At 48.0% G+C, this 12,444-nt stretch carries 12 protein-coding genes; 6 read left to right on the top strand and 6 right to left on the bottom strand.

Annotated elements, in window-relative coordinates; translation table 11 throughout:
• Positions 1-18: 18 nt before the first annotated feature.
• From BZG75_RS02245 to BZG75_RS02230, 5 genes are all read right to left on the bottom strand, one after another.
• Entirely contained in the window at positions 19-1,284 is a 1,266-nt protein-coding gene (locus BZG75_RS02245) for an ABC transporter substrate-binding protein (RefSeq protein ID WP_077576033.1), read from the bottom strand.
• The gene (locus BZG75_RS02240) at positions 1,284-2,732 is read right to left on the bottom strand and encodes an ATP-binding protein (RefSeq protein ID WP_077461154.1); all 1,449 of its coding nucleotides are present in this window, start codon (positions 2,730-2,732) and stop codon (positions 1,284-1,286) included. Before BZG75_RS02240 ends, BZG75_RS02245 begins: the two co-directional genes overlap by 1 nt.
• Positions 2,722-3,441: a response regulator gene (locus BZG75_RS02235; RefSeq protein WP_021023747.1), complete on the bottom strand. Its 720-nt coding sequence runs from the start codon at positions 3,439-3,441 to the stop codon at positions 2,722-2,724. Before BZG75_RS02235 ends, BZG75_RS02240 begins: the two co-directional genes overlap by 11 nt.
• Positions 3,442-3,637: 196 nt before the next feature.
• Complete coding sequence (locus BZG75_RS15170) at positions 3,638-3,739, bottom strand: MetS family NSS transporter small subunit (RefSeq protein WP_021023748.1); 102 nt, start codon at positions 3,737-3,739, stop codon at positions 3,638-3,640.
• Entirely contained in the window at positions 3,736-5,223 is a 1,488-nt protein-coding gene (locus BZG75_RS02230) for a sodium-dependent transporter (protein WP_077461155.1), read from the bottom strand. Before BZG75_RS02230 ends, BZG75_RS15170 begins: the two co-directional genes overlap by 4 nt.
• 798 nt (positions 5,224-6,021) lie before the next feature.
• On the opposite strand from BZG75_RS02230, the gene BZG75_RS02225 reads away from it, so the two are divergent.
• The 5 genes from BZG75_RS02225 to emrD all read left to right on the top strand — a co-directional run bounded on the left by BZG75_RS02225 (position 6,022) and on the right by emrD (position 10,575).
• A complete protein-coding gene (locus BZG75_RS02225) occupies positions 6,022-7,296 on the top strand; it encodes a patatin-like phospholipase family protein (RefSeq protein ID WP_242413570.1) in 1,275 nt (424 codons plus the stop codon).
• Positions 7,297-7,300: 4 nt separating this feature from the next.
• Positions 7,301-7,858, top strand: a complete 558-nt coding sequence (locus BZG75_RS02220) for a sugar O-acetyltransferase (protein ID WP_077461156.1) — start codon at positions 7,301-7,303, stop codon at positions 7,856-7,858.
• Between the two features lie 141 nt (positions 7,859-7,999).
• Positions 8,000-8,605: a GTP cyclohydrolase II gene (locus BZG75_RS02215; protein WP_021023753.1), complete on the top strand. Its 606-nt coding sequence runs from the start codon at positions 8,000-8,002 to the stop codon at positions 8,603-8,605.
• 105 nt (positions 8,606-8,710) lie between these two features.
• Positions 8,711-9,172, top strand: coding sequence for a methyltransferase family protein (locus BZG75_RS02210; protein ID WP_077461157.1), 462 nt, complete (start codon positions 8,711-8,713; stop codon positions 9,170-9,172).
• Positions 9,173-9,363: 191 nt separating this feature from the next.
• A complete protein-coding gene (gene emrD, locus BZG75_RS02205; protein WP_021023755.1) occupies positions 9,364-10,575 on the top strand; it encodes a multidrug efflux MFS transporter EmrD in 1,212 nt (403 codons plus the stop codon).
• A gap of 111 nt (positions 10,576-10,686) precedes the next feature.
• On the opposite strand, the gene BZG75_RS02200 is transcribed toward emrD, so the two are convergent.
• On the bottom strand, positions 10,687-11,022 hold the full coding sequence (locus tag BZG75_RS02200) for an HI1450 family dsDNA-mimic protein (protein ID WP_021024513.1): 336 nt from the start codon (positions 11,020-11,022) through the stop codon (positions 10,687-10,689).
• Positions 11,023-11,272: 250 nt separating this feature from the next.
• Between BZG75_RS02200 and BZG75_RS02195 the strand changes: the two genes are divergently transcribed.
• Complete coding sequence (locus BZG75_RS02195) at positions 11,273-12,067, top strand: hypothetical protein (RefSeq protein ID WP_131825127.1); 795 nt, start codon at positions 11,273-11,275, stop codon at positions 12,065-12,067.
• Positions 12,068-12,444 lie beyond the last annotated feature (377 nt).

Below are 12,444 nucleotides of genomic sequence, written 5' to 3'. Positions count from 1 at the left end.
TTAGACCGCAAGGTGTGATCATGCTTGCGCCGATAAGATCGCCCGATAGAGTGCTTCTGCGGCCTCACGCGGGGTTTGCTTCGGGTCGTAGAAAAACTCGTCAATCACATCAAAAATGGCACTTTGCACATAGCGTGTGGTCGACAGTCCATGTGACATACTCGGGCTTAAGGTGCCGTGTTCTTGCGCATAAAGAAACGCATCGCGCGATGCGTGGGCGCAATGATCATCCTCAGGCAATGGCACATCAAATCGGATCGGCAAAGAGCCTTTATAACGATTAAAATCGCGTTGAAATTGCGGTGTCAATAAATACGACGCTATATCCGCCTGGCTTTGCCGCTCGTTTTCATTGTTGGGTTTAAAAAACACAAAGCTGTCGACGTTATAGCTAAACGCGTGTTTAGTGCCAGGGACGGCAACACAGGTAAACGCCTTGCCTTCTTGCTGATTAGCTGCGAAAAATTCACCTTTCGCCCAATCTCCCATTACTTGCATGCCTGCCTGATTATTAATCAGCAGCTGCGTGGTATCGCTCCAGTTTCGGCCTTGACCCTTGTCATCGACATATTTGCGCATTTTGGCGAGTAAACGGAACGCTTCAATGACGCCGTCACTCAGTAATGCGTTGCGTTCGAAATTAAGAAACGCCCGCTGATAAAGTTGTGGTCCCATGACGGACAGGGCCAAGCTGTCAAACAGCGTCGCCACTTGCCAGGGCTCTCCGCCTAGGGCAAGGGGAACATAGCCTGCCTGTTTAAGTTTATCTGCCGCAGTAAAAAAGCTATCAAAGTCGGTCGGGATATCAGCATCCGCGGCCTCAAACGCACGTAAGTTAATCCATAGCCAATTTACTCGGTGGATATTAATGGGCGCGGCGACGTAATTGCCTTGATACTGCATCACATCTCGAAGTGGCGCAGGGATCTTGGCTTCCCACTGCTCGGCATCAGCAATATTATTAAGATTACGCAAAAAACCGAGTCTCGCCCACTCCGTGATCTCTGGACCTTTGATTTGTGCGGCCAAAGGTGGATTGCCACTAATCGCACGAATTCTCAGTGTATTCATCGCACTGATCCCAGCGCGACCTCCTACCGCAAAATCTTGCCATTGATAGCCTTGTCGCTCCATGCCCTGACGTAATACCGAGGCGGCTTTGGCCTCTCCGGCTGAGGTCCACCAGTGAAGCACTTCAACCTTGCTTGCAGCGGCGCTAACGCTGTAGGCTAACAAACTGTACGCAAGCAGCGCACCCGATAAAAATCGTGTTGTTCGACGCATTATTCTTCTACCCGCGGGAAACTGATATCAACTTGTAATCCACCCTCACGATGATTACTGAGCACCATATCACCACCATGGGCATGAATGATATCTCTGGCGATCCCAAGGCCTAAGCCCGAGCCGTCACTGTCATCATGCAAGCGCACATAGGGATCGAACACTGACGTGAGTGCTTCTTCTGGAATACCAGGGCCTTCATCGATCAAGGTGATATCTAAGGTGTGCGTCGCGTCCATAACATAAATGGTTACTTTTTCGCCATACTTAACCCCGTTATCAATTAAATTGGATAGGCAACGTTTAAACGCGAGCGGTTTACAGGTAAATGGCGGCACGGCATCGCTTTCAATCTGCACCCGCATTCTGGTTTGGTTGTGGGGTTCAACAATCATCGCTAAAAAGTCGATCACATCAATCGCGGCCATATTCTCGTGAATATCGGTATCACGCACGGTTTGAACCGCGCCTTTCACCATCATTTCAAGATCGTCCAAGTCTTTATTTAATTTTGCCGTTTGTACCTCATCGTCGATCAGCTCCGCGCGCAGGCGTAACCGCGTGATAGGGGTTTTTAAATCATGCGACATCGAGCGAAAAAGGGTTTCCCGCTCGCGTAGATGGCGTTGTAAGCGTCGTTGCATCCGGTTGAAAGCTCGGGTCACAATCGCAATTTCAGCCGCGCCTTCTTCTTTAAGCGGGGGTTGCTCAATGTCAGTACTGAATAAATTAGCGGCCTTTGCTAATCGCTTTAGCGGTCGAGCTTGTTGACGAATTAAGATGTAGGTAAAAAATAGCAGCAAAGCGGTAATGACCACGATAAAGACCACTTGATCGGCGGTGATCAGCGTATCATCGAGGGTCACATAGGGCGCAGGAAGTAGGGCAGCGATATAAACCCATTCACCGGTTTTAAGCTCCATTTGCACCACCAGAATAGGTGGATTGAGTGGCTCTAAGCTTAAGGTGTGATGTGCCCAAGACTTGGGCAAATCTTGCAATAAAATATCGTTATTCAGCACCCGCAATGTTTCAGGGCGAGAAAAATCAACCTCGATGGTGTTTAACGCCGGAAGTTGTTGATGAAGAATGCCTGATACGGTATCGATAGCAACCTGTTTGGCTTGCGTGTCTTCGATCGGCGTGATGTGAATTTTTTCTTTATTGAATGAAACAAAAAACCGCGTGCCACCCATATTACGCAACTGATTCAATGCGACATGACGATACGCCACGGGTAAAGACTGAAAAAAGGTGGTGGTTGATGCAAACATGTTGGCTAAACTCGCCGATGCGGATTCTAATCCCTCTAGCTGGGTTCGCTTCGACTGAGTATACCAGATTGATGTCGCAATCCCTTGTGCCAAGACCACCGATAGTAGCGTTAACAGCAGTGTTCTGGAAAGCAGAGAGCGTGGGATCAGTTTTTCGAGCCATTCATGATTCATACTGGATCTCGGCAACAAACATATAACCTGCACCACGTACCGTTTTAATTAGGTTCGCTTTACTGGTATCGCGTAAGCGTTGACGCAGACGGCTGACTTGAACATCAATACCACGCTCTTGCGCTTGGGCATCTCGCCCGCGTGTTGCCTGACTAATGGCGTTACGATCCAGTAGCTGGTGCGGGTGGTCGATAAAGAGCATGAGCAGTGCGTAGTCAGAGGCAGACAGCTCGATTTCCATCCCAGTGACAACATGATGCAGCTGCTGCGTTGCTGGCTCAAGACGCCACTGACCAAAGCGGATTGCTTTTGGGCGTGATAAAGTTGTTTCTTGTAACTGTTGAGTACGGCGCAGTAACGCGCGAATACGTGCAATCAGTTGGCGAGGGCTAAAGGGTTTTGCAATGTAATCATCCGCGCCCAATTCAAGCCCGACAATTTGATCCGTCTCGTCCGACACCGCCGTGAGCATAATGATGGGGACGCCCGAGTCTTTGCGGATACGTTTACATAAGGTAAAGCCGTCATCACCCGGAAGCATGACGTCTAAAAGAATTAAGTCGGGATACTGCACGGCCAGCTTAGATTGCATCTCATGACCATTTTGCGCGGTGACTACGTCATAACCGGCTTTCGCCAGATAAGCCTGAAGAAGTTCACGAATCTCAACATCGTCATCCACCACCAAGATGCGTTTGGCTGAAGCCATAGTGCTTTTGTCCTCGTTGCTATTTTGATCGGTCCATTATCGGTGCTTTGTGGCTAAGATGCTAGAAACAACCCCGCAGTTTGTGTAATTAATCAGCGACTAACAAAAAGCCCCCAAGCGATATCGAGCTTGAGGGCTGTTAGGCGTGTTTGTATTGTCAAAACAGCGCCTACTTGCAGCAGGCGCTTCACATATTTTATTCACTATTACTTTGCATCGCTTTACGAATACACAGAGCGGCACCGCCCCATGTTACCGCTAAACCGATAAGCATCATTACGATTGCACCTGTTGTCATGCGTCTGTCTCCATATCACGAGCGGGTGTGGTTGTGCTGTTAACAATAATGCCAACAACCAGCATGGCTGCCACCAAGCCCCAACCGAGGGTTAGTAGCTCGAACTGCGCATAGCCACCATAGCCGTCGTTAAAGGTATCAATCAGGTTTTTCACCAAGATCACGGCCAGCATAATCGGGCTGATAAAGCGGATACAAATTTCCATCCACTGTCCCACATTAAATTCAGATACGCGATTCACGTATTGACGGATGTCAGACAGTTTCACTAGCCAGCCTACGACAATTAGTTCAAGCAAGCAGCTGGTTAACAATGCAACGTTGTTGACAAAGTAGTCGACTAAATCAAGCAGCAACAAGCCACCGTTGGTAGCAAACGCCATTGAGACCACAAAGCCCACACCACAAACCGCGATTGCCGCTTTTTGACGTGTGACATTCAACTTATCCATGATCGATGATGTAACCGCCTCGATGATCGAGATATGCGAGCTTAAGCCTGCCACCACCAGCGCTAAGAAGAACAAGGGACCCAAAATATAAGGGATAGGCAACAGATTAATTGCGGCTGGCAAAGTGACAAAGGCCAAGCCGACACCACCGCTGACGACGTCAGTGATGCCCTTACTCTGTTCGGCGGCCATGTAGCCGAGAATAGAGAAGATCAACACACCCGCGACAATCGAAAAGCCGCAGTTAATCAACACCGTCATTAAGGCGTTATTATTCACATCCGATTTCTCAGGTAAATAGCTTGAGTAAGCGAGCATGATGGCAAAGCCGACAGAGAGAGTGAAGAAAATCTGCCCGTAAGCCGCGGACCAAACACTGGCATCTGTCAGTTTGCTAAAGTCTGGCGAAAACAAGTAGTTAAGCCCATCAAGCGCGCCCGGTAACATCACCACACGGCCAATTAGCAGCAGCACCATGATAAACAACAGTGGCATCATGATTTTGCTCGCCTTTTCGATCCCGCCTTTTACGCCACGGAATACGGCAGCAAACGTGATTGCCCACGCAATGATCATCGGAATCGCAATATGCCATTGCCAATCACCCAAGTTAGTGGGCGAGTTTTCACCCAGCTTTAGGTAATCTGAAAAGAAGAAGGCGTTGGTATCTGTGCCCCAATCTTGTCCAAATGAGAAGCCAAAGTACGAAATGGCCCAACCAATGACCGCGACGTAGTAGATCCCAATCGTTGCCGCAATCAAGACTTGGAACCAACCGAGCCACTCAAACTTGGTGTTGAGTTTTGAGAAAACCACGGGCGATGAGCCACGTAATTTTTTCCCTAAACCAAACTCCATGATCATAAATGGAATACCGGCAGTGAGCATGGCGAAAAGGTAAGGGATAAAAAAGGCACCGCCACCGTTCTCATACGCCATATAGGGGAATCGCCAAATATTCCCTAGGCCGACTGCTGACCCAACGGCAGCGAGGATAAACCCAGCCCGTGAGCCCCATTGTTCTCTTTGCATATCTACTTACTCCTTTGCGAATTGCCCTTCTTGCGCTTATCCAAGCCCGCAGTGTTGTGATGCTGCGTTTTTTGGCCGATATGAAAGAAATAGCACATTCCCGCAATATTGATTTTTAACGTCCTGTTGCCCGAATGTTGATTTTTTTATCTAAAGCGGGCAGTCATTGCACATTAAGCACAGCAAGAGACTAAATCAATAGCCTTAAAACCAACAAGTTAGCAAAAAGATGGGGGTTAACCTGCAATAATGACGCTTTGACAGTTGTTGATGATAAAATTTTGTTGTTCTCTAGTGAAAAGAACTATCTTTTTTGTCAATAGGTGGTGATTCATGGTTATTTGGTGGTGCATGTTAATTGACGAAAAAAACAGCATTAACAAGCGCTTTTATTGTGCCACAGCGTGATGAAACATGATCCTGATAGCAGAATTGCAGCCCATAAAGGCGCACACTTAACCAGGTTTTATACTGTTGGTGAGCTAACTAGCGAACCAGCTAACCCTGTAACAAAATTAAAAACGTAAACAGTAAGGAGTCAGGCGATGAACACCACATTGGGCTACGCGTTAATCACCGCAGGTTGTGCGCTAGGCATGATATTTACCTTCGCTGCGGTGGCAGTGATGGGGTAAAAGTGAATAATGTAGATAAGTGTCAGGTTAGATGCTTACTGAAACACGCTCACTCATCCGTAACGGGGTAAGCGCTAGCGCAGCGTTATACGACGCGTTAGACTATGCGGCATCGTTCAATAAAAACAGATGCATAACGTGAGTGTGCTCGTAAGGGGCGAGTGTGGTAGACAGCAAGCAAGCCGTACAACCTAAGATGTTTGCGGCCGATACGCAGGCTATCGGTTTAAATGAGAGCCAGCCTTCGCGACCGCAAAGAATTTCCTTGGTCCTGCAAGGAGGTGGGCAGCGCGGTATTTTTACGGCGGGTGTCATCGACGCATTTTTGACTCGCCACTTTGATCCGTTCGAGCACTATTATGGTACGTCCGCTGGGGCCCTCAACATGAGCGCGTATGTCTGCCAACAATACCAATATGGCTACCGATTTATTACCCAGCTGACGACCCAAGAACGCTTCTTCCACTTAATGAAGTATGTGCGGCGTCAGCATCATATGGATCTTGATTGGGCACTAGAGACCGCGCTACCCGGAAAAGAGACGGCATTGGACATGGAGACGGCACGTCGTCACCTGCAAAATCGATATGCTTATGCGTGTGCAACCGATGTCGATATCTTGAAACCTGCCTTTTTCTCGCTAACAGAAGATAATTGGCCTGATGCGCTTAAGGCAACCTGTGCCATTCCACTGTTGTATCCACACCCGGTTAATATCAACGAACACCGGTACGTCGATGGTGGCGTGACTGCGGCTATCCCCGTAAAAGAAGCGTTTGCGCGCGGCGCGGATATCATTGTGGTGATCCGTACAGAGCCTGATGTAGAACAGGAAAAACGCGTCGATGATAGCGGTCGCTTTCTTGAAACACTGCGAGCACGATTTGAAACCCACAAACCCCAATTTAAAATCGCGGATTACCTCACTAACTTTGAAGAAAAATATCGACTAGCGCGGTTTGAAACCTTTCAAAAAGAGCTGAGTAAGCAGTTAGGAGAGTTATCGGAACGCTATAAGTCGAGCCGAGAGCAGTGGGTCAGTCGAGTGAAAGACAGTATGAGAGAGAAGGCGATGCAAAATGGCGGACGCTGGCTGTTCGGTGGTGACACCATTTATCGGCTACAATCGCTATCGGGTAAGCCACTCAGTACCGACATGCTGAAAATGTTCACCACCCACTATCAAAGCTATCAAAGTGAGCTACAGTTTTTGGCCAACCCACCTGCGCGTGCGCAAGTGCTACAAATTGCGCCGAATGAGCCGCTGCAAAGCAGTGCGTTGTTGAGCAAATCTGAAGCCTTGGAGGCGGATTATCAATTGGGCCTAACATTGGGCAATCAGTTTCTAGATCAATATGGCGATGCGCTGGTGGCTTTGTCATCGGTCGATAACTCAGAGTTTGAGTCGACCTCGGCTCCCATGCCGCATCAAGGATAGGTGGATGACGGAATTTGAAAAAATGCAGCGAGGCTTGCCGTACTGTCCTGCCGATGAGGAACTGACGTTGTTTCGTTATGCGGCGCGCCGACTGTGCCAACAATTTAATCGACTGGATCCAGAGGATGCCTCCAGCTTAAATGTGGTCACCACTAAACTGTTTGCGCATATCGGTGACAACGTCGAAATCGATGCGCCCTTCTTTTGTCATTACGGTATGAACATTAGTATCGGCAGTAATGTCAGTGTCGGGCCCAATTGCACGATTCTAGATGGCGCGCATGTCAGCGTTGGCGATAATGTCAGCATTGGCCCGAACGTTGGGATCTATACCACCCGCCATCGCGTATTACCGCTAGATATTGCCTGTGGTGAGTGTGAGTCTTCTCAAGATGTGATTATTGGTAACAACGTCATTATTGAAGGCAATACGGTGATTAAAGCGGGCATTGCAATCGGTGAGGGGGTCGTGATTGAAGCAGGATCTGTCGTGGATACAGACATTGAGCCTTTCTCTATTGTCGCGGGTAATCCTGCCGTTGTGGTGCGCCGGTTACAATAAACACACTCAATATCTGAATATATAATGTTATAACATAACCCTTTTGGGTTATATTATAACATCTTCTCATTGGCATCCGATCGTGGGTGTAGTAATGTTAGCGCCCTGAATCGGGTATCAGCAGTAAGAGATAAACGCATAATGGTTAAAGTTAGGGCCCGAGTGCCGTTGAAAGTCGGGGTGGGAAGCGAGATCCCCGCAGAGATCCTTTCCTTCCATGGATTACAATCCGAACAAGAGCACGTCGCGCTGATCTTTAAGCAGGCCGATCACACGGCTAATCCACCGCTAGTACGTATGCACTCTGAGTGCCTAACCGGCGATGTCTTTCACTCCTCACGCTGTGATTGCGGCGAACAACTAGAAGAAACTATCCATAAAATGGGTGAAGATGGCGGGATTATTTTGTACCTCCGTCAAGAAGGACGAGGAATTGGTCTGTACAATAAGTTAGACGCCTATAAGTTACAAAGCGAAGGCATGACAACTTACGAAGCCAACAATCACCTTGGCTTTGCTGACGATCTGCGAGAGTTTACCGAAGCGGCGCAAATGCTCAAAGCGCTTAATATTGATTGCATCCGCTTAGTGACCAATAACCCGAAAAAAATCGAAGAATTACAAGCCGCAGGTATCACCTTAAAAGAAGTGATTGGCACCAAAGCCCACCTTAAAGATGGTAACCGTAATTATCTGAAAGCCAAGATCGAACACGGCAAGCATCGTCTCAATCTTGAGCAAGACTGAATATTAAGCGTTAACGCCTCGTAATTTGGCAAAAAGGCAGTGACAGTGGCTGCCTTTTTTGGTTAGAGTTTCGCTATTATATCAGTCATCACTCAAGGACGAGTTATGCGTGTACCGGCTTGGCGTTATCTCTTTCCCCCTTTACCTCCCGTTGCCATGTTAGCGGCAATTGGCGGCGGGCTTGCATTAACGTATTACTTTCCTTTTGATATTAAGCTAGGCAGCCCCAGCTGGGCGATTGCACCGTTTGTCGTTGCCTTAGGGCTATTGCTGGCGGCAAAATGGGCGTTTCATCGTCATCACACCACTGTCGATCCGCTACAAGCCCCCTCCGCGCTGGTCACTACAGGCATCTACGCTTATAGCCGTAACCCAATGTACTTGGCGATGATATTGATCATTGTTGCCGCCGGGTTCTACTTTAATGCGCTATGGTGCTGGGGGATGATCCCTGCTTTTATGGCTTACTTGTCTGCCACATTTATTCCTGCCGAAGAGTATCGCTTGTTGAGCCAATGGCCCGATGAATTTGAAGCCTACAAAGCACAGGTGCGTCGCTGGATTTAGGATTAGATAAACTAATCTTTAATATAACAAAGAATCGGGGTGGTGACGCTAAACGTCGATTGCTTACCTTGCCTGCAAAGCCTATCATTCCCTCATCATAAACAAGGTGTTCTCGGAGGTTATGTCCTTAACCTCAATCTTGTTTCGTTTTTCAATGTTTATTTCGCATAATAATTTTTAGGAGTGTTGGTATGTCCTCGGCAATGCCTATGGGCAAGCTATTGCTATTGATCGTGATGTTGGCAGCGGTTGGGCAAATGACCCAAACCATGTATGTACCTTCTATTGGCGTGATGGCGACGGACTTTGCGGTGTCACCGTCACGGTTACAAGCAGTCATGGCCTGTTATTTGATTCCGTACGGATTATCGCAGTTCATTTATGGTGCCGTGTCTGACCGAGTAGGGCGTAAACCCGTGATATTGGCCGGCCTGGTACTATTTTTAGTGGGTACAGGCGTAACCTTACTGGTGAGCTCATTTAACGGTTTTTTGATTGGCAGCGTCGTTCAAGGTGCTGGCATTGGCTGTGGCGGCGCCATGGCGCGTACACTCCCGCGAGACTGTTTTTCTGGTGCTAAACTGCACCGCGCTAATAGCCTTGTCAGTATGGGACTGATTTTCTCTCCCTTACTTGCGCCGCTACTCGGGGGATTTTTAACCGAAGCATTAAACTGGCGCGCGAGCTACTTTTTCTTGCTCCTACTAGGCATTGCCGTGTATGCGATCATGACGCTGCGATTTACCGAAACATTGCCACGTGAGTCACGTCAACCCGGTCACTTTGGTACACGTTACCGCCATGTCATGGGCTCACGTCGCTTTAGAGGCTATCTGCTTTGCCTCGTGACTGTGTTTGCCGGTGTCTCTCTGTTTGAAGCAGCGGCAGGTGTGATTATGTCCGATACCATGGCGTTATCACCGCGTATGATTAGTTTGCTTTTTGTGGTACCACTTCCTGCTTACTTAGTGGGGGCGGGACTATCTAGCCGATTCGCCGACAGCCTGGGCTATTATGCCACGTTGGCACTGGGCAGCGTCCTCGCTCTGATGGGGGCAGGATTGATCACCTTACCTGGCCTAATGGGTGAGGTGTCACTTTATGCATTGATTGGCGGTGGCTGTGTTTACTTTGCCGGAGCAGGCATTCTGTTTCCCGCGGCAAGCACCGGTGCAATTAGCCCGTTCCCTCATCATGCCGGAACCGCCGGCGCGATTTTAGGCGGTACACAAAACCTTTTGGCAGGGGTAGTCACCTTGGTGGCAAGTCAGTTGGGCGTGGCAAGTCAACTCTCTCTGGGGGCAATCATGCTGATACTCGGCACACTCGCGACGATCGGGCTATTCATCAGCTATCACGCAGAAACTCATGGCGATGATCACGCTTCGCTCACCGCGCATTAATCGGTCAGAATATCGTGATTACCCGCAAAACCGACAACAACGGCAGTGAAAGGGCTGCCGTTACGGCTAAGTTTGAATGCGCTTGAGAGCCTCAAGATAAGTGTAAGGACATTAATGCAACTGCTTTCCGTTTCGGTTCCACAGCATATGGCAGAATTTATTATCGATATCGCGGCTAATCAGCATGCGCGCGAATACAGGTTTAAGCACTTCGTCGCCGGCCAGTCCAATTTGCACTTCTGCACACTGAGATAAATCTATATCAGCGCCCACGTGTTCAGGCCAGTCACTGTTAACCTCGACCACAATCGCACCGCCTTCGTCTTCAAACCGAGATTCAAAAAGCAGCAAATCGTCATGCTCCAAGTTGTCGGGGGCCATTTCGGCAAAAATATCAAACGCGGTCTCGATTATATCCTCTAAGTTAAGCAGGTTGTGTTGCGTCATAATTATCTCTCGTTGGGGTGTGCATGGTCGCACTATAACATGCGCAAGGTGGCATCTCAGCTATCAAAAACGCCAAGAGTGGGGCATGGCTCTAGAGATTCGTATGGCACCCCCTAAACCATGCACATAGAACCACTCTGGTGATTATCACAGAGACTGACTAAAATTGAAGCAGAACCGTTGTTAGAGCGTTGATTTGTTAATGCAGATGACCAACAATAGCGCGCCTGTTCAACCGTGTGTAAAAGTCGTGACTCAGTTGCAATCTCGAACCGCGTATTTACCCGAGCCCGATCGGCGTGCGCCATTCCAATCTGAATTTATTCCCGTGATGATCAAAGCGGTGAAACAGCTGCGTGCTCTGCTTGGCAAGCGGCTTCACGGTGTGTATATCAGTGGCGATATTGTCTGGCGCCGTGCGGTCGTCAAAGAAACGGTGTTATCACTGACCGTTGTGTGCCAACAGGCGTTAACGCTTGATCAATCTAATGCGTTAAATACCTTGTTGTGGCGATTGAAAACCAGCCATAGCAAAGTGATCAGTGATTGCCATATCGATATAGTGACAGTGTCACATGTTAGCGATCTGTCGCAAGTCTTCCATTGGGGCTTCTTTTTTAAGCACAGAGCGATTTGCCTGTATGGACAAGATCTCTCTCTTAGTTTTGGCTTGTTCGAAGCCAGTTGGGAAGTGGCAAAAGCCATGAATCCAGACGTATCGGAAAAGCTTGCGCGCGCCAAGCAAAATGTGACCGCCGCGACAACTTGGAATATCCAGCTCAACGTCGCACAATCGATCGCCGATACTTTAATACGCGCCGCATTTGGGTTAGTTATGCATAAAGAATCACGTTGGAGTGAGTCATTAGAAGAGTGTGCCGACGCATTTATCAAACATTATCCTGCCCAGAAAACCGCAATTGAGCGACTTTTTATACTACTAGAACGCAAACCTGTAAAAAAACGTGCTGTTATGACCCTCCTCAATGACTTTGGTGATTGGTTGATCAAAGAATATGCCCGTATTGACTTTAAAATTGGTTAACAGGCATTGAAGGCAAGTTTGCGCCTTATCGGTTGATTATATTTAGGCTTATTCTGTGAGCTAACCCATCTCATACCCTACAAATGAGTAACAGAATCTGATCTTGGTCAATAAAACGGTGTAACAAACTTTTCACAAAAGAGAGTTTGTTGAACTATGAAACCAGAAAATGGCATGGCGAATCGACTTTTACGATGTATTTATTCAGTATTTATGACTAAATAGTTATTTACATCCTATGTGTGATTCGATAATCTGCATGCCAGTCAGTCACAGTGAGTGAATAATTAATCGCCAAAGTGGTTGGTTTTCGCTGTGAGATAAATAAAAATTCAGGATTCAGACGTATGCAAAAAACTGACACACTCTCCAAGAAG

The organism is Salinivibrio sp. AR640 (assembly GCF_001995405.1).
GTDB lineage: Bacteria > Pseudomonadota > Gammaproteobacteria > Enterobacterales > Vibrionaceae > Salinivibrio > Salinivibrio costicola.
The sequence above is the reverse complement of the archived record's forward strand: the minus strand, read 5'-3'. Positions and strand labels throughout refer to the sequence as shown.

Bases quoted from the DNA above. Each gene is read 5' to 3' on its own strand.
- BZG75_RS02245 (WP_077576033.1), bottom strand. From the start codon at position 1,284: ATGCGTCGAACAACACGATTTTTATCGGGTGCGCTGCTTGCGTACAGT.
- BZG75_RS02240 (WP_077461154.1), bottom strand. From the start codon at position 2,732: ATGAATCATGAATGGCTCGAAAAACTGATCCCACGCTCTCTGCTTTCC.
- BZG75_RS02235 (WP_021023747.1), bottom strand. From the start codon at position 3,441: ATGGCTTCAGCCAAACGCATCTTGGTGGTGGATGACGATGTTGAGATT.
- BZG75_RS15170 (WP_021023748.1), bottom strand. From the start codon at position 3,739: ATGACAACAGGTGCAATCGTAATGATGCTTATCGGTTTAGCGGTAACA.
- BZG75_RS02230 (WP_077461155.1), bottom strand. From the start codon at position 5,223: ATGCAAAGAGAACAATGGGGCTCACGGGCTGGGTTTATCCTCGCTGCC.
- BZG75_RS02220 (WP_077461156.1), top strand. From the start codon at position 7,301: ATGACGGAATTTGAAAAAATGCAGCGAGGCTTGCCGTACTGTCCTGCC.
- BZG75_RS02215 (WP_021023753.1), top strand. From the start codon at position 8,000: ATGGTTAAAGTTAGGGCCCGAGTGCCGTTGAAAGTCGGGGTGGGAAGC.
- BZG75_RS02210 (WP_077461157.1), top strand. From the start codon at position 8,711: ATGCGTGTACCGGCTTGGCGTTATCTCTTTCCCCCTTTACCTCCCGTT.
- emrD (WP_021023755.1), top strand. From the start codon at position 9,364: ATGTCCTCGGCAATGCCTATGGGCAAGCTATTGCTATTGATCGTGATG.
- BZG75_RS02200 (WP_021024513.1), bottom strand. From the start codon at position 11,022: ATGACGCAACACAACCTGCTTAACTTAGAGGATATAATCGAGACCGCG.